The organism is Mesorhizobium sp. M7A.F.Ce.TU.012.03.2.1 (assembly GCF_004006095.1).
Lineage (GTDB): Bacteria > Pseudomonadota > Alphaproteobacteria > Rhizobiales > Rhizobiaceae > Mesorhizobium.
In genome coordinates this window covers 1,339,763-1,357,428 of the sequence record NZ_CP034779.1, presented here as the reverse complement: position 1 = coordinate 1,357,428, position 17,666 = coordinate 1,339,763, and the positions used below count along the sequence as shown (strand labels likewise).

The window sequence follows — 17,666 nt, the reverse complement described above, 5'->3', positions numbered from 1 at the left end:
GGAACGGGTCTTGGGCCCGATCTACGAGAAAGATCCCCCGGCCATGCTGCAGTGAAATGGCTTTCCCCGTCCAAGGCCGGCTGCCACGCCGGTACCGCCAACAAGCATCTGTGCGATGAAAAGGCCCTTGCCGATCGGTGAATATCGATTACTTCCGGCCATGTAGGCGCCCCCTCTGTAAGCGCCTACAGCGTACCTCTGGAGGTCCAATACTTCCAGCGAGTTTAGCCCCAGGGCATTCGCTCGACCGCCTGCAAGGACGGATCCATCTTGTCCCAGGCATGGCCGTGGCTCGTGTAGGTCACCATCTGCGGGCTGAACTGTTCCGGATCGTCGAGGCTGGCCGCATGGACCACTATCAGCTCGGGCATGGCGACGGGTATCAGAAAGACCGGCGTTCCGCAGGTTGGACAGAAGGTGTGGATTTTTTCGTTGCCGCTGGCGCCCGCCACGCGCCAGGTGCTCACCTCCCCGGTGATGGCCATATCGGCACGTTGGCCGAAGGTCAGGTAGGATCCGTGGCCGGTGCCTGAGCGCTTCTGGCAATCGCTGCACTGGCAGTGGTTCTGGAAGATCGGCTCGTCATTGGTTTCGTAACGGATCGCGCCGCATGCGCAGCCGCCGGTATAGCGCTTGGTCATTGTCATTCTCCACGGGCCTGATTCTGCTTGAGGTCGCAACATCAAGCCAATTTCGGCTTGGCGAAAATGTCGATGCCGCTGCCGGTTTCGAGGAAGGATTTCAGGCTCGACAGCACCGCCGGCCAGCCCTGGCTGACGCCCTTCGCCATGCCGCTGCCGGCTTCGAGCTCGTCATGGCTGACGGTCAGCCGCACCATGGTGTCGTATTCCTCGATGGCGAACGTCACCCGGCTGGCTTTCGACGGATCGTCGGCCTGCGAAGCGTTCGCCCAAGTGATGACGAGGCGGGTCGGCGGCGAAATCTCGACGACATTGCCGACGAGTTCGACGGTCCGTTCGTCATTGGCGCGGATATGCTCCCATTTCGAGCCCGGCATCCATTCCGAGACGTTCTCGTGGCCCCAGTAGCGCTTTGCGACATCGGGCTTGATTATGGCCTCGAACACCTTCTGCGGCGTCGAGCGGATATAGGTCACGTAGACAAAGCTGGTCGTTTCCCTGGTCATTGGTCTTCTCCTTCGAGTTCTTGCTTCAGGTCGTGCAGCAGGCTGAGCCGCTGCCGTTCGAATTTCCGTACCCAGCGCTCGTAGACTTCGTGCAGCGGCACGGGATTGATGAAATGCAGCTTTTCGCGGCCGCGCTTGACCGTGCTCACCAGATTGGCCGCCTCCAGCAGGTCGAGGTGCTGGGTGGCGGATTGCCTGGCCATGTCCAGATGGTCGCAAAGCTGACCGAGCGTCTGCCCGTTCTGCTCGCACAGAAGGTCAAGCAGCCTTCTGCGTGTCGGGTCGCCCAGCGCTTTGAAAACCTTGTCGGCGTCCATCTGCCTCACTCTGTTGTAAGTCACAATATGCAGGTAAATACCTGCATGTCAACCGGCAATCCGACCCGCGTTGAATGACCGCTCGTCGGCACGGCTCCGCACCCGGCAACTGCGCCAGGCAGATCACCGTGAAATCGCGGAGCAAAGATATGTAAATGAGCCTTCGGGGCTTCAAACGCCGCCAGGCTTTATCCGATTTTGAGCAATGATCTCCGGCGAAAACCGGAATGACTTCTTCGGAACTATGCTTGCAAGGACCTCAGGCGCCCTCGACCAGGACGATCTCGCCGTCGGCGACCTTCTGGCGGATGGCGACGGCGCGCTGGTATTCCGGCGAGTGGTAGCAATCATGCGCCGCAGCGAGCGATTCGAACTCGATGATGACATTGCGTGCGCGGCCGGGTCCTTCGGCCTTTTCATGCTCACCGCCGCGCGCCAGGAATTTCGCACCGAAGCGCTCAAAGGCAGGCTTGGCGGCGGCGACATAGTCCTTGTAGCCTTCCGCGTCGCGCACATCGACACGGGCGATCCAGTATCCCTTGGGCATCTTCTTGGTCTCCGAACTTGTTCTTGGAAATCTCAGGCCGAGCGCATCTCGTCGAGGATGGCTTCGGCCGCTTCGCGTTTGTTGGCCGCCGCCACGATCGGACGGCCGACGACGAGGTGGCTGGCGCCGTTGCGGATCGCTTGGCCCGGCGTCACCACGCGCTTCTGGTCGCCATGATCGCTGCCCGCCGGCCGGATGCCGGGCGTCACCACCGCCATGTCGGGTCCGACGATGCGGCGCACCGCCTCGGCCTCCGCGGCCGAGCAGACGATGCCGCCCATGCCGGCATGCAGCGCCTGTTCCGAGCGCCTGAGCACCAGCGTATGCGGGTCGTACTCGTAACCGACATCGATCATGTCCTGCTCGTCCATCGAGGTCAGCACGCTGACGGCAAGCAGGCAAAGGTCGCTGCCTCTGGCCGCCTCTACGGCGGCCTGCATAGCCTTCGGGTAGGCGTGGATGGTCAGCATGGTCATACCCATCTTGACGATGTTCTCGACGCCCTTGGCCACCGTGTGGTCGATGTCGAGCAGCTTCATGTCGAGGAAGACCTTGGTGCCGCCGCTGGCCAGTTCCCTGGCGAAATCGAGCCCGCCGGCGAAGGCAAGCTGGTAGCCGATCTTGTAGAAGGAGACGACGCCGTCGAGTTCGCGCACCGCCTGCTCGGCTTCTCTCACTGTCGGCACGTCGAGGCCGACGATCAGCCTTTCCTGCATGGATTGGGCCTGCAAGGTGCTGGCAATCATGTCTCTATCCGGGTGGACAGCATGCGCGAGGTTTCGATCAGCGTGCGGCATAGATGCTCCATCGATGTGTACAGTCTTTCGTCACGGAAATTGCCGTCCTCGTCGAAGGCGCTGCCACCCTCGGGCACCGAGCATTCCGGCGTCACCACCTCCATCCGGCAACGTACCAACACGGCGCGCAGATGGTTGATGCAGCGGATGCCGGCAAAGTGCCCGCTGGAGGACGAACAGAGGCCAACGACCTTGCCGGCAAGTGGCCTCACCGGCCGCCCGCCATCCCTGCGCACCCGGCTCACCCAGTCGATCGTGTTCTTGAGCAGCGGCGGAATGGAGCCGTTATATTCGGGCGTGGCGATCAGCAGCCCGTCATGGGCGATCACCAGACGGCCGAGTTTCTGGGCGTTTTCGGGAACACCCTTTTCCTTTTCCAGATCCTCGTCCAGGATCGGCAAGGGATAGTCGGCGAGCGAGATGCGGGTCACCTCGGCGCCTTGCATGGCAAGTTCCTTCTGCGCCACGTCGGCCGTCCTGCCGCTATAGGCGCCGCTGCGCACCGAGCCGGCGAAGACGAGGATTTTCGGGATCACTGCCATTGGCCACCCTTGTTCCCGGACAGGTACAGCCAAGGACCGAGCAAATCAACGCCAACTTCGTCATCCCTGGGCGAAGCAGGAGCGAAGCTCCGTCGTGGAGACCCTGGAATCCATTCCGTGACAGCTATCCAGGAGTGCAGCGGAACAGAATTCTGCGCCGTAGCGGCGCTCGGAAGTCGCGGCATGGATCCTCGGGTCTGCGCTGCGTCGCTACGCTCCTTGCTCCGCCCGTGGATGACGAAGCGAGGGACGTTCCCGCCATTGCCAAGGTATGCGGTGAGCACTGGCGATCCGCGAACAACCCCGCGCCGACAAATTAATGCGCTTCGCGGCGGTAGATCCACAGCTGGGTCGGCGGGATGTTGCGAAGGATGAAATCGAAATGCTTGACCGTATAATTGCCACGGCCGGCCGGAATCGGCGACATCGGGCCGTAGGTCAGCTGCACGATCGGCCGTCCGGCCGGGATGCGGTCGAGCAGGCTCTCGATATAGGCAATGCGCTGGGCGACTGGGAAGTTGAGCAGCGGCACGCCGGAAACGACGGAATCGAAGATCATCCCGCTCTTGTCGCCAAGCGTGGCGTTGAGATTGAAGGCATCGCCCTCGATGACGTTGACGCCGGGATAGAGCCGCCGCAGATGACGGACGAAATCCGCGGAATACTCGACCGCGTAGAGGTTTTCGGGCCGCACGCCCTGAGCGAGGATGGCGCGGGTGATGACGCCGGTACCGGGGCCGACCTCAAGCACCGGCAGGCCGGATTTAGGATTGACGATCGAGGCCATTTTGCGCGCGGTGACCGAACTGGTGGGCACGATCGAACCAACCGCCTTCGGCTTGTCGATCCAGCCCTTGAAGAATTTGAGTTCGTCGTCGAACTTTTCGACAAGCGCCTTCCGCAGTCCAGGGCCACGTGTCATGCAAGCTCTCCTCAGCGCTCCCCGCAAAGTTACTTAGCACCTGAGCGGTGCTAGGCAAGGCGCGGCCGGACGCATGTCGTGGATAAGATAATTTTCGTCGCGTCTCAAGGGGTGACGCGATTCAAGGATTTACGCGTTGCAAATCGGCTTAGGCTGGCCAAAGTGCATCAACGTTCGCCGAAGGACTCGAAAAAATCCTTCATGCGGGCAAAAAAGCCGCTCGATTGGGGCGAATTGTCCTGCGAGGAGAGCTGTTCGAACTCCTCCAGCAGCTCACGCTGGCGGCGGGTCAGGTTCTGCGGCGTCTCGACCGCGGTCTGGATGTAGAGGTCGCCGACATTGGGCTGACGCAGCACAGGCATGCCCTTGCCCTTGAGACGGAACTGGCGCCCGTTCTGCGTGCCCTCGGTCACCTTGACCTTTGTCTGCGTGCCGTCCAGCGTCGTCACCTCGAAGGAGCCGCCAAGGGCTGCCGTCGTCATCGAGATCGGCACCTTGCAATACAGGTCGGCGCCGTCGCGTTGGAAGAACTCGTGCGGTTTGACCGCCAGGAAAATATAGAGGTCGCCCGATGGCCCGCCGCGCAGGCCGGCTTCGCCCTCATTGGCAAGGCGGATGCGGGTGCCGTCCTCGATGCCGGCCGGGATGTTGACCGACAGCGAACGCTCCTCGGTGACGCGGCCCTGGCCGGCGCATTTCGGGCACGGATCCTTGATCGTCTGGCCGCGGCCCTGGCATTGCGGGCAGGTCCGTTCGATCGAGAAGAAACCTTGCGTGGCGCGCACCTTACCGTGGCCGTTGCACATCGAGCAGGTGACGGGCTGGGTGCCGGGCTTGGCGCCGCTGCCCGAACATTCAGAGCAGGAGATCGACGCCGGCACCCGGATCTGCGCGGTCTTGCCGGCAAAAGCCTCTTCCAGGGTGATTTCCATGTTGTAGCGCAGGTCGGCGCCGCGTTCGCGGCCGCCCGACGAACGGCGCTGGCGCCCGCCCATCATGTCGCCGAAAATGTCCTCGAAGATATCGGCGAAACCGCCGGCGCCAAAACCTTGCGCGCCGCCATTCATGCCGCCCTGTTCGAAGGCGGCGTGGCCAAAGCGGTCGTAGGCCGCGCGCTTCTGCGGGTCTTTCAGCGTCTCGTAGGCTTCGTTGATTTCCTTGAACTTGTGCTCGCAGGAATGATCGCCGGGGTTGCGATCGGGATGGAACTGCATGGCAAGCTTGCGGAAAGCGCTCTTGAGCTCCTTCTCGTCGGCGCCTTTTTGGACGCCCAGCGTCTCGTAGAAATCAGCTTTCATTTTTTCCCGCTGTCCGGATGCTCAACGTCTTGAAGCATTGTTGCGTCTCTTGCCGGCACTGACGTTTCGATTTAGGTGCGATGGAAGGGGGATGCCAGTGTCGACGCGGCTTTGCCTGCATTTTTTCAGCAAGGCCCGCTGTTTTTCTGCAAGGGGTTGCAAAAAAGCCCGGCCTTCGCCGGGCTTTTCGCTTAATCTTGCCGTCAAACGGTTCAGGCCGACTTCTTCTTGTCGTCGTCCTCGTCGATTTCCTCGAAATCGGCGTCGACAACGTCACTGTCCTTGGCGGCGTCCGCCTTGGCGTCGGCTTCCGCCGCTTCCTTCTGCGAAGCCTCGTACATGGCCTGGCCAAGCTTCATCGAAGCCTCGGCAAGCGCCTGGCTCTTGGCTTCGATGTCGGCCGGGTCGTCGCCTTCGGTCGCGGTCTTAAGCGCCGCGATCGCGTCGGAGATCGCCGTGCGCTCGCCTTCCGAAACCTTGTCGCCATATTCCTTCAGTGACTTCTCCGAGGAATGCAGCAGCGCTTCGGCCTGGTTGCGGGCCTCGACCAGCGCCCGCCGCTTCTTGTCGGTCTCGGCATTGGCCTCGGCGTCCTTGACCATCTTCTCGATGTCGGCGTCCGAAAGACCGCCCGATGCCTGGATGCGGATCTGGTGCTCCTTGCCGGTGCCCTTGTCCTTGGCCGAAACGTTGACGATGCCGTTAGCGTCGATGTCGAAGGTGACCTCGATCTGCGGCACGCCGCGCGGCGCCGGCGGAATGCCGACCAGGTCGAACTGGCCAAGCGCCTTGTTGTCGGCGGCCATTTCGCGCTCACCCTGGAAGACCCGGATGGTCACGGCCGACTGTGAGTCCTCGGCCGTCGAGAACACCTGGCTCTTCTTGGTCGGGATCGTCGTGTTGCGCTCGATCAGGCGGGTGAACACGCCACCCAGCGTCTCGATGCCGAGCGACAGCGGCGTCACGTCGAGCAACAGCACGTCCTTGACGTCGCCCTGCAGCACGCCGGCCTGGATGGCGGCGCCGAGAGCAACGACTTCATCCGGATTGACGCCCTTGTGCGGCTCCTTGCCGAAGAACTGCTTCACGATCTCCTGGATCTTGGGCATGCGGGTCATGCCGCCGACCAGGACGACTTCGTCGATCTCGCCGGCCTTCAGGCCGGCATCCTTCAATGCAGCCTTGCAAGGGGCAATCGTGCGCTGGACCAGGTCGTCGACCAGCTGCTCGAACTTGGCGCGCGTCAGCTTCAGCGTCAGGTGCTTCGGCCCGGTCGCGTCGGCGGTGATAAAGGGCAGGTTGATTTCGGTCTGGGTGGTCGACGACAGCTCGATCTTGGCCTTTTCAGCCGCCTCCTTGAGGCGCTGCAGGGCAAGCTTGTCGTTCTTCAGGTCGATGCCCTGTTCCTTCTTGAACTCGGCCGCCAGGTATTCGACCAGGCGCATGTCGAAATCCTCGCCGCCGAGGAAAGTGTCGCCATTGGTCGACTTGACCTCGAACACGCCGTCGCCGATTTCGAGCACCGAAATGTCGAACGTGCCGCCGCCAAGGTCATAGACGGCAATGGTCTTGCCTTCCTTCTTGTCGAGGCCATAGGCAAGCGCTGCCGCGGTCGGCTCGTTGATGATGCGCAGCACTTCAAGGCCGGCGATCTTGCCGGCGTCCTTGGTCGCCTGGCGCTGGGCGTCGTTGAAATAGGCTGGAACGGTGATGACCGCCTTCTCGACCTTCTCGCCGAGATAGGCTTCCGCCGTCTCCTTCATCTTCTGCAGGATCATGGCCGAGATCTGCGAGGGCGACTGCTTCCTGCCGCCGGCTTCGACCCAGGCATCGCCATTGTCGCCCTTGACGATCTTGTAGGGGACAAGCTTCTTGTCCTTCTCCGTCACCGGATCGTCATAGCGGCGGCCGATCAGGCGCTTGACCGCGAAGATGGTGTTTTCAGGATTGGTGACCGCCTGGCGCTTGGCCGGCTGGCCGACCAGACGTTCGTCGTCGCCCGAAATGGCGACGATGGAAGGCGTCGTGCGCGCGCCTTCCGCATTCTCGATCACCTTGGGCTCCTTGCCATCCATGATGGCGATACACGAGTTGGTGGTGCCGAGGTCGATACCGATTACTTTTGCCATTTTTCTAGTCTCTCCGCTAAGCAGGCTATCAGGACCCGTACAGGCGTTCCGACGAAAGCCCCTGTTCACAAGAAATCCCGTTCCGGCAACCGGCATTCCGGCGCCGAACGGCTTGGCGCGTATATAAGAACAGGCGGCATCGCGCGCAAGCATTCTGCGCAAGGCTTCCATGAACCTTTCCACCTCCGCCCGCGACTGATCTCCAGGTGCCGCATGGTGCGGCCCGGAAAGGAAGCCCCCATGACCAATAACCCAGAGACTCCCAGGTCTCCGGGAACAACAGGAGCTCGGCGCGACCACCGCCTTCGGGACGAGGTCGATGCGCTGGGCTTTCTGTTGATTCCGTTGACCCTGCGTAAGAGCAGGCGTATCGTCATCTTGAGGAAAGCAGACAATTCGATCAGGGAAGAACGAGCCGGACCGCCGCGCCTTGCCCTGATTTGCGCGGCCAGACCCGACGTTCTCCCGTCGACTACGGGGGGTAGTGTCATGTCTCGCATCCGCGGCTCGTTTGTGTCGTCTCTTGCTGGCGGCTTGCGCCGCGCTGTGCATCCAGGCGGGTTGCTGGCACTCGGCCTGTGGCTGGGCGCCGCGCAGGCGCAGGAAACCCGGATCATTTATCCCGGTTCGATGGCGGTGACCGGATTTTCCGGCACCATCATTCCCAATTTCGACCCCCCTGATTCCGAAAAAGAGGGACTGCCGCCCGGCGTCGATCCGGTCGACGAAACCTTCATCGACACCACGCGCGCCACCTTGCGCGTCTTCGACGTCTCGCAACTGGGCGGACCAGCCACCGGCCAGCTCGTCAACACGCCACCGCCCTTCGAGGTGACGGCGGAGCAGGTCGGCCAGGTGTTCGGCGTCACCTACGATGACGGCGTGCGCGACGGCGTTCCGACGGGCATTCCCAATCTCTATGCCGGCGCCACCTCGCTGCACGGCATCCGTATCGTCACCCCGGACGCCGACGATGACGGCCGCCCCGAGCGGCAGCGCCGCGGCGCTGCCGGCGCCATCTTCATGGATGGCCAGTTCGGCACCGAAAACGGCGGCGGGCCGGGCACCGTCTGGAAGATCGACGGCATCACCGGCCAGGTATCCAAATTCGCCGACATCGACACCAACAGCGGTCCCGGCATTGGCAATCTCACTTTCGACGCCACTCATCGCGAGTTCTTCGCGTCCGATCTCGATACCGGCCTGATCCATCGCATCGACGCCGAAGGCAGTCTGATCGACAGCTTCGATCACGGCGTTGCCGGCCGTCCCGCGCATGGGCTTGCTCCAGTCGCCGACGACGGTTCGGTGATGGACATAAAGGGCGCGGCCTTCGACAGCGAAGACCCCGACAGCTGGGGCTACACGCAGGACGAGCGCCGCGTCTGGGGCGTCTCCTACCATGGCGGCCGGCTCTACTACTCGGTCGGCGAAAAGTCGGAAATCTGGTCGGTGGGCATCGCCCGCGACGGCAGTTTTGCCGGCGACCCGCGCTGGGAACTGACGGTCAAGGCCGACAAGGACTACGCCGTCACCGACATCGCCTTCGACAATAGCGGCTTCATGTACCTGGCCCAGCGCGGCCCAGTCGAGAACCGCTACGATTACAGCCAATTCGCCGATTCCGGCAAAGGCGAGGTCATCCGCTACTTCCGAGAGAACCCGGACGATCCGGAGACGGAATCGATCTGGGTCGAAGTGCCGCAGGAATATGCGGTCGGTTTCCCGCAGGGCAACCGGCAGGCCGCCGGCGGTCTCGACCTGCAATATGGTTATGATTCTGACGGCAATCTCGACACATCGGTCTGCACGCAGACGCTGGTCAACACCGGCGACAAGCTGCGCGACAATCCTTCACTCGCCGAACAGCTCGCCGCCGGTGGGCCGCTGGCCGTGCATGGCGTCCAGATCACGCCGAAAGAGCTGGTCAAGCCGGCCAACGTGCCGCCCTTCGGCTCCTGGTTCGTCGACTTCGACGGTTATTTTGAAGATCCGGAGGTCGAGGGCCATGTCGGCGACGTTGCCGTCTGGCATCCTTGCGAGGGCCGCGCCGGCTATTACGAGGAAATCCCGGGCGGCTACCTGCCCCCCTTCTACCCGCCGGATTTCCCACCACCCGGTAGCCTGCCTCCGTGCATCGATGTCGAGGATATCAGGTATTACTGTACGCCTCGCGGCCTCCAGGCAGATCTCTATCTCCATGACCATGCCGGCTTCGGCGGCGATTCGATCAAGGCCCAACCTTCCAATGAGACAAAGTCCAGGACGCCAGGCGTCGGGGTGACAGCATCCCAGTCGCATGCGCCCGGCAAGCCTTACACGGTCGACATCACCGGCCACTATCCGGGCGACAGAGTGGATGTTGGACTTTGCTTCTACAGGAAGTCCGACAAGGACAGGGGTGGCTACTACCCTTGCTGCAAGATGATCTTGCCGCTCCGAACCCCAGCCGTCAGCTGCGAACGTTGAGGAGGGGAAGATGAAAAATTTCGCACTCTCCCCGCTCACGACGAACTCGCAATCCACAGTCATGGAGACGATCATGAAACCCCTGTCATATGCCAGGCGCGGCGCGCGCTGGCTGATGGCGGCCGGTATCGCGGTCGCCATGTTCACCCCTGTGGCAAGCCACGCGGAAGACGCCGCCCCGATCACCCCGGAACTGAGGCTCGATCTCGACAATTCGAAGATCGTCAATCCGAGGCCGGAGCGGGCGGTGCCCTTCTTCACCAAGAAAGGCACCCAGCGGAGCTGCGACTATGTCGTCTACTCCCTGAGCTTTGGCCTGCGCGGCGATGCGCAAGCCTTCGCTGACCTGACAGCCTTGCTGAAAACGCTCAAGATCGAGTTCAAGGACCAGCTTCCACACGGCCTTTCGATCGTCAGCGCGAATGTGTCGGGCGACGGCACGGACGCTTCGGGCGGACCATTGCCCGGCGTTTCGATCAGCACCTCGGCCGGTCCGAACGATACGGCAACGGTGTCCGATTTCCGGCTCTCCGCCGCCGATCTCGACGGCGCCGGTGCCGCCAATGAACGCGTCATCAACTTCCAGATCACGGCCAAGATCGACCATGCGGCGTTTCCTTCGCCGACCGTGATCGACAACCAGGGTGTGATCAAGGTCAGCAACGGAGCCGGCCCCGGGACCATTATCCCGTCGCAGGATCCGGGCAAGCCCGACGATGGCGACTACAAGACCGGGGCCAAGACCTCGATCAAGATCGACCTCACCAATTGTGATAAGCGGCCACCGCCTCCCGACCGGGAATGCTTCAAGGTGGAGCGCGGCACGGTGGACTGCGTGCCCGGCGGCGGCGCCTTCATCTACCACATGCCGGTCGGCCCGGAGATGGGCGGCAAATGGGTGCAGGTGTCGACGACCACATCAGGCATCACCATCATCCCCGACACCCAGTTGGTGCCGGCGGGCGGCGGTGTGCTCAACTGGAAGATCGTCGGCGCATCGCCCGGCGACATCATCCACCTCATCGTCACCGGCATCGAAACCTATGCCGGCCCGAAGGAAGGCTGGGGCCTTTGCTGCACGCAGACGATCGACATCGTCATCCCGCGTGACCAGAGATGCCCGCCCAAGGACAAGGAGCCGGACCTCAAGGTCGAGAAACGCGCCGACGTGACGCGTTGCACGATGGGCGGCGGCTGCGATTTCACCATCAGGGTCACCAATGTCGGCACCGGTGCCTACCACGGCAAGATCGTGCTCGACGAGGTGACGCTGCCGGCCGGCTCGACGCTCGATTCAGGGCCCAATCCGCCCTGGGTCTGTGTACCCGGCATTACCCCGATGATTTGCACCCATCCGGTGACCACGCTCAATCCGGGGGCCTCCGTCGACCTCAAGCTCGGCTTCAAGCCGGCCGGAGGCTGGCAAGGCAGCGTCTTGCGTAACTGCGCCACCTACAATTATGGCGCTAGCGGCAAGCCGCTTTTCGGCAGCCAGTCGAACGATCGCGGCTGTGCCTCGATCCCGGTCTGCCGGCGTGGCGACCGTGACCGCGACTGCCGGCCGCCGGTCGAGAAGAAGGTCGACCTGATCCTGAAGAAGCGTGCCCGCGTCCCGGTCTGCACGGCCGACGGCATCTGCCACTTCGTGATCGACATCATCAACAACGGCACATCGACTTATAACGGGCCGCTGACGGTGATCGACAGCTACCCGGCGGGCGCGCCGGCCTCCTCGACCTTCGGCCCAAGCCCGCCATGGACCTGCGTACCGACCGGTCCCGGGCTGTTCCGTTGCGACCATGCGGGCATCTCGCTGCCTCCGGGCGGCTCGACGCCGATTGTGGTCAAGGCTGTCATGCCGGCCGGCTATCAGTCGGACATTGTCGAGAATTGCGCGACGGTGAAGCCCATCCCCGGCGAAAACGACCTCACCAACAACAAGGCCTGCGCCAAGGAACGCTTCCGCCATCCCAATGGCGGCAAGCCGACCCTGCGCATCACCAAGGTCTGCAACGGCTCGCTCGCCGGTGCCGCGCTGATCTCTTGCCGCATCACCGTCATCAGCCTTGGCACCGCTGCCCCCACCGGTCCGGTGCGGGTCAACGATGCCGCCACGCTGGTGGCCGGCGGCGCGCCCGTCCAGATCCAGACCGTCACCCCTGACGGCGCGGAATGGGCGTGCGGACCGGTTCCGGCCAACGCGCTGTCGTGCCAGATTCCCGGTGCCGTCATGACACCTGGAACCAGTCGCCACTTCGACGTGACGGTTTCGGCCAATGGCGCGTTCGAAAACTGCGCGCGGGGCTCCTATGGGCCGGCACCGGGCGACGACGTCGTCTATCCCTTTGGCCAGGCCTGCGCCAAGGGCGGCGGCGCCTCGACCATCCGTGTCGAAAAGACCGGCGACCGCGAATGCAGGCTCGGCCAACCCTGCTCGTTCGAGATCACCGTCACCAATGACGGAGCGACCGCCTTCTCCGGGCCGGTCCGCATTGGCGATGCGATCGGCGTGGAGGGTCTCGGCAGGCTGGAAGGCGTTGAGATCACGTCGATCGATCCGCCCTTCGGCTGCTCGCCGGAACCGGCAACCTTGCCTGCGTCCTGCATTGCCAATTTGTCGCTCGGCGCCGGCGAAAGCCGGGTGCATCATGTCACCGTGGTCATTCCCGACGACGGTCGTCTGGCCAATCTGCAGGGCAATGTCAGTGGCCAGAACTGCGTCGGCGTGCTCTCTCCCGACACACGGGTGCAAGGCGGTGGCGACGTGCTTGGCGGCGATCAGGCCAATGTGCAGGGCGATCGCGGCAAGGCCTATGCCTGCCATCCCTTCACCATTAGCCAGGAGGCAAAGAAGGAATGCTCGCAAGGCTTCGTCATGAACGATGCCGGCCGCTGCGTTTGCCCCGAAGGCACCACCTATCGCAACGGCCAGTGCTCGCCGGGCGGCGGTATCGTGCCGAAGCCGGAACAGCCGAAGCGCTGTGTGCTGCTCGAAGGCCAGATTCGCACCGAGGACGGACGTTGCGTCTGCCCACGCGGAACCGGGCTTGAGAACGGCAGATGTGTCAGGACCGACAAGCCCGAGCAGTGCACCATCCGTGGCCAGGTCCACAATGCCGATGGCGATTGTGTCTGCCCCAGGGGAACGGAGATCAGGGGCAATGCCTGCCGCCCGATCCGGCCGAAGCCTGAGCAGTGCACCATCCGTGGTCAGGTTCACGACGCGGATGGAGACTGCGTCTGCCCGAGAGGGACCGAGGTGCGCAATGGCGCCTGTCGTCCGATCCGGCCAAAGCCTGACCAGTGCACCATCCGTGGTCAGGTCCACGACGCCAACGGCAATTGTGTCTGCCCGAGGGGTACCGAGGTGCGGGGCAATGCCTGCCGGCGCAAGCAGCCGACGCAGGAGCAATGCGACATACGGGGCCAGGTCCACAACAAGCGTGGTGAGTGTGTCTGTCCGCGTGGGACGCAGGTGATCAACGGCGCATGCCGCAAGCCCAGGCAAGAGGTGGAATGCGCACCGGGCTCGCAGATGATCAACGGCCAGTGCCAGCCGATCATCAGGCGGCGCTGCCCGGAAGGTACGATCGGACGCTATCCGAACTGCCGGGCGGTACGCGGGCAACCGTCGCTGGAGCTCAACCCCGGCCTGCTGCTGCAGCAGGTACTGCCACGGCGCAGGCCGCAGGTCGAACAGCAGCAGGATCCGGTTCCAGACAGAATCCTGAAGCTCCAGCAGCAATAACGATCTGCTCGACGCCAGACCAGAAACCCGCCGGAGCAATCCGGCGGGTTTTCTTATGGCTCCGAGGCAAGCGGAAATTGGCTGCAACAGGATCGCGGACGCCGCAACGCCACCTCCGGCCGTGCAGCCGCCGCGCCCGTGCCCTCGACAAGTCGGCTGGAGCGCATTAGGCAGTCGATAGAGTGGCCGAACGAGAAGGGCACTCGGAAAGGCCGCATCCATGAGCAGAAAGACCCTGATTGCACCGTCGGTGCTGGCGTCGGATTTTTCCAAACTCGGCGATGAGGTCGAAGCGGTGGCGGCGGCCGGCGCCGACTGGATCCATCTCGATGTGATGGACGGGCATTTCGTGCCCAACATCACCTTTGGCCCGCCGGTGATCAAGGCGATCCGCAACCGCACCGAGGCCTTCTTCGACTGCCATCTGATGATTGCCCCGGCCGACCCCTATCTGGCCGCTTTCGCCGAGGCCGGCTGCGACGGTTTGACCGTCCATGCCGAAGCCGGCCCGCATCTTGACCGCTCGCTGCAGACCATCAGGAACCTCGGCAAGAAGGCCGGTGTGTCGCTCAATCCGGCGACGCCGGAAAGCGTGGTCGAATATGTGCTCGACCGGCTCGACCTGATCCTGATCATGACCGTCAATCCGGGCTTCGGCGGCCAGGCCTTCATCCCGGCCATCGTCGACAAGGTGAAGCGGGTCAAGGCCCTGATCGGCGGCCGGCCGATCCGCATCGAGATCGATGGCGGTGTTTCGGCCGAAACCGCGCCGCTGGTCACCGCTGCCGGCGCCGACGTGCTGGTGGCGGGCGCCGCCATCTTCAAAGGCGGCAGCGTCGAGGCTTACCGTCAGAACATCCAGGCGATCAGGACGGCAGCCGACCGCGCAGCCGGCTAACCAGCGCTGTTCCCGCGTTCTGCCCGGCATGCCGGCTAAGGTTCTGGTACTGGCCGAGGCTTGTGATGGTCTGATGCGCAACGGTATCGGATCTGGAGCAGCTGCCTGATTCGGCCTCAAGGGTCCTCACAGCAGACAGTTGATCCCGCGCGAATACAAAAGAACAGAAAGAACAGATTCTCCTGCGTGCATACAAAACATGTTAAGTTTCCGCAGGTTGTGAAAATGCGCGGAATTACAGCATTGAGCTCTAGATGCCGCATATTCCTTCGTGCTAAAGTACAATAACGCGATCTTCTGCTTGAGCAGGCGAATGCTCGCACTGTATGGTACAAGTACGAGAAGGCGAATGCTTTCGGACTCGAATCGCCCAGGACAAGTCTTGGGGACAAGGAGTCGCTATGACATACGGAGCTGCCAATCTGAACGATGACGCTGCGGGACCGAAGAGTACGCTTGCCAGTACGGTCTATCAGCAATTGCGGGACGATCTTCTCGGGGGTGTTCTTGAGGCTGAGAGCAAGCTGCGGGTCGAATGGGTGGTCTCCAAATATGGAGCCGGCGCCTCGCCTGTCCGCGAAGCTCTCAATCGCCTCGCCTCGGAAGGACTTCTCGGCCGGCACGATCAGCGAGGCTTCTTCATCATGCCGGTCAGTGCGTCGGAGCTCGATGAGCTGACGCGCACCCGCTGCTGGCTCGAGGAGCGGGCGCTTCGCGAATCCATCGCCCACCGCACCGCCGAATGGGAAGAACAGCTCGTGCTGGCGCTGCATCGCCTGGGACGCGCGTCACGTCTGTCTCCGCAGGATCTCTTTTCGCTCAATCCCGACTGGGAGAGGCTGCATCGCATCTTCCACAGGGTGCTGATTTCGGCCTGCCGGTCGCAATGGCTGGTGGGATTTTGCGACCAGCTCTCCGATCACGCGTATCGCTACCGGCAAATGGCCATTGATGGCGAAGGCGTCCAGCGCGACGATTTCGGCGAGCATCGCCTGATCGCCGAATGTGCCCTGGACGGCAATGCCGACGGTGCCGTCGAGGCACTGCTCAATCACTACCAGTTGACTGCCGCCATGTGCATGAAGCGCTTCGAGCAGGACGACGAAACGAAGGAACTCGCCCGCAAACGCGCTCGGCGATAGCAGTCGTGTCCTGGCGGGCTCTTGCGCTCGTTTCTTGCTCGCAATCCGCGCCGAGCGCGGCTGGCGTGAACCGCTGTCGGCGGGCTTGACGGCGTGGCCAAGAACCGCGAACTCTCGCCGCCGAGGCATGCCGCGACAGGCGCATGCTCGGCGCCGCCGCACCCAGGGAAGTCTTCATGAGCAATCATCTGTTCGATGCGTTCCGGTCCCGGATGCCGGCGCCAGCGCGCTTGCTGATGGAAACCGATGATGGCCGCTCGCTCACCTATGGCGATATGCTGGCCCGCTCGGCGCAGCTTGCGCATGCGCTCCTGCAACTCGATGTCGAACCCGGTGACCGCGTTGCCGTGCAGGTCGAGAAGAGCCCGGAAGCGGTCATGCTCTATCTCGCCTGCCTGCGAGCCGGCGCCGTCTTCCTGCCGCTCAACGCCGCCTACACGCTGGCCGAGCTGGAGTATTTCTTCGGCGACGCAGAACCACGCCTGGTCGTCTGCGATCCGGCAAGAGCGGCCGACATCGGCGCGCTGGCGGAAAAGTCGGGCGCCGTCACCGTCACGCTCGGCCGGGACGGCCGGGGATCGCTGCCCGATCAGGCCTCGCGGCTGCCGATGGATTTTCATGACGTAGCGCGTGGGCCGGATGACCTCGCGGCGATCCTCTACACGTCGGGAACCACCGGCCGGTCGAAAGGCGCCATGCTCAGCCACGAGAATCTTGCTTCGAACGCGCGCGTGCTGGTCGAGCACTGGCGTTTCACTGGAGACGACGTGCTGATCCACGCATTGCCGATCTTCCACACGCACGGCCTGTTCGTCGCCGCCAATGTCGTCCTGATGGCCGGCGCCTCGATGCTGTTCGAGCAGAAGTTCGATCCGGCCCGCATCGTCTCGCTGCTGCCGCGTGCCACGGCCCTGATGGGCGTGCCGACCTTCTACGTGCGCCTGCTGCAGCAAGATGGACTGGACCATGAGGCGGCAAAAAACATCCGTGTGTTCATTTCCGGGTCGGCGCCGCTGCTGGCCGAGACGCACAACTCCTGGCGCGAGCGCAGCGGCCACGCGATCCTCGAACGCTACGGCATGACCGAGACCAACATGAACACCTCGAACCCCTATGAGGGCGAGCGGCGCGCCGGTACCGTCGGTTTCCCCTTGCCCGGCGTCATGCTTCGCATCGCCGATCCAGACAGCGGCGCACCGCTTGCGCAGGGCGAGGTCGGCATGATCGAGGTGAAGGGCCCAAACGTCTTCGGCGGCTATTGGCGCATGCCGGAGAAGACCAAGGCGGAATTCCGAGCCGACGGTTTTTTCATCACCGGCGATCTCGGTATGATCGACGCCGACGGCTACGTCCACATTGTCGGCCGCGGCAAGGACCTGATCATATCGGGCGGCTACAACATCTATCCGAAGGAACTCGAAAGCGAGATCGACGCGCTCGACGGGGTTAGCGAAAGCGCCGTCATCGGCGTTGTCCATCCGGATTTCGGCGAAGGTGTCACCGCTGTCGTCGTGCGTGCGCCGTCATCGCGGATCACCGGTGCCGAAATTCTCGGCGCCATCGCCGGGCGGGTGGCGAAATACAAGCACCCGAAGCGGGTGATCTTCGTCGATGAACTGCCGCGAAACACCATGGGCAAAGTACAGAAAAACGTGCTGCGCGATACCTACAAGGACATATACGCACCATAGTTGCGCGGTGCCTGGGGCA

14 protein-coding genes are annotated in these 17,666 nt (G+C 63.1%); 5 read left to right on the top strand and 9 right to left on the bottom strand.

Annotation, left to right across the window (positions count from 1 at the left end; genetic code table 11):
* Nucleotides 1-224: 224 nt before the first annotated feature.
* The 9 genes from EJ079_RS06540 to dnaK form a co-directional block, all read right to left on the bottom strand.
* Nucleotides 225-641: a GFA family protein gene (locus EJ079_RS06540; RefSeq protein ID WP_127808431.1), complete on the bottom strand. Its 417-nt coding sequence runs from the start codon at nt 639-641 to the stop codon at nt 225-227.
* 41 nt (nt 642-682) lie between these two features.
* Nucleotides 683-1,147, bottom strand: coding sequence for an SRPBCC family protein (locus EJ079_RS06535; protein ID WP_127808430.1), 465 nt, complete (start codon nt 1,145-1,147; stop codon nt 683-685).
* On the bottom strand, nt 1,144-1,464 hold the full coding sequence (locus tag EJ079_RS06530; protein WP_013528592.1) for a metalloregulator ArsR/SmtB family transcription factor: 321 nt from the start codon (nt 1,462-1,464) through the stop codon (nt 1,144-1,146). The genes EJ079_RS06535 and EJ079_RS06530 overlap by 4 nt, the downstream gene beginning before the upstream one ends.
* Before the next feature lie 259 nt (nt 1,465-1,723).
* The gene (locus EJ079_RS06525) at nt 1,724-2,011 is read right to left on the bottom strand and encodes a DUF1330 domain-containing protein (RefSeq protein WP_023762651.1); all 288 of its coding nucleotides are present in this window, start codon (nt 2,009-2,011) and stop codon (nt 1,724-1,726) included.
* 32 nt (nt 2,012-2,043) lie between these two features.
* Nucleotides 2,044-2,757, bottom strand: a complete 714-nt coding sequence (gene pyrF, locus EJ079_RS06520; RefSeq protein WP_164873741.1) for an orotidine-5'-phosphate decarboxylase — start codon at nt 2,755-2,757, stop codon at nt 2,044-2,046.
* Nucleotides 2,754-3,350 (bottom strand): NADPH-dependent FMN reductase, encoded by a 597-nt coding sequence (locus tag EJ079_RS06515; protein ID WP_127397001.1) that lies wholly within the window; start codon nt 3,348-3,350, stop codon nt 2,754-2,756. Before EJ079_RS06515 ends, pyrF begins: the two co-directional genes overlap by 4 nt.
* 316 nt (nt 3,351-3,666) lie before the next feature.
* Nucleotides 3,667-4,272 carry a phospholipid N-methyltransferase PmtA gene (pmtA, locus tag EJ079_RS06510; protein ID WP_023810874.1) on the bottom strand — a complete coding sequence of 202 codons (606 nt, stop codon included), beginning with the start codon at nt 4,270-4,272 and terminating at the stop codon, nt 3,667-3,669.
* Nucleotides 4,273-4,439: 167 nt separating this feature from the next.
* Nucleotides 4,440-5,570 carry a molecular chaperone DnaJ gene (dnaJ, locus tag EJ079_RS06505; protein ID WP_013528587.1) on the bottom strand — a complete coding sequence of 377 codons (1,131 nt, stop codon included), beginning with the start codon at nt 5,568-5,570 and terminating at the stop codon, nt 4,440-4,442.
* A gap of 212 nt (nt 5,571-5,782) precedes the next feature.
* Entirely contained in the window at nt 5,783-7,699 is a 1,917-nt protein-coding gene (gene dnaK / locus EJ079_RS06500) for a molecular chaperone DnaK (RefSeq protein WP_023810872.1), read from the bottom strand.
* Between the two features lie 213 nt (nt 7,700-7,912).
* Here dnaK and EJ079_RS06495 point away from each other — a divergent pair, with 213 nt between their 5' ends.
* From EJ079_RS06495 to EJ079_RS06475, 5 genes are all read left to right on the top strand, one after another.
* Nucleotides 7,913-10,168 carry a hypothetical protein gene (locus tag EJ079_RS06495; RefSeq protein WP_164873740.1) on the top strand — a complete coding sequence of 752 codons (2,256 nt, stop codon included), beginning with the start codon at nt 7,913-7,915 and terminating at the stop codon, nt 10,166-10,168.
* Nucleotides 10,169-10,178: 10 nt separating this feature from the next.
* Entirely contained in the window at nt 10,179-13,916 is a 3,738-nt protein-coding gene (locus EJ079_RS06490) for a hypothetical protein (protein ID WP_127808428.1), read from the top strand.
* A 220-nt stretch (nt 13,917-14,136) separates the two neighbouring features.
* On the top strand, nt 14,137-14,814 hold the full coding sequence (gene rpe / locus EJ079_RS06485; protein WP_127397126.1) for a ribulose-phosphate 3-epimerase: 678 nt from the start codon (nt 14,137-14,139) through the stop codon (nt 14,812-14,814).
* A gap of 401 nt (nt 14,815-15,215) precedes the next feature.
* Nucleotides 15,216-15,956, top strand: coding sequence for a GntR family transcriptional regulator (locus EJ079_RS06480; RefSeq protein ID WP_127397125.1), 741 nt, complete (start codon nt 15,216-15,218; stop codon nt 15,954-15,956).
* A 176-nt stretch (nt 15,957-16,132) separates the two neighbouring features.
* Nucleotides 16,133-17,647: a malonyl-CoA synthase gene (locus EJ079_RS06475; RefSeq protein WP_127808427.1), complete on the top strand. Its 1,515-nt coding sequence runs from the start codon at nt 16,133-16,135 to the stop codon at nt 17,645-17,647.
* Nucleotides 17,648-17,666 lie beyond the last annotated feature (19 nt).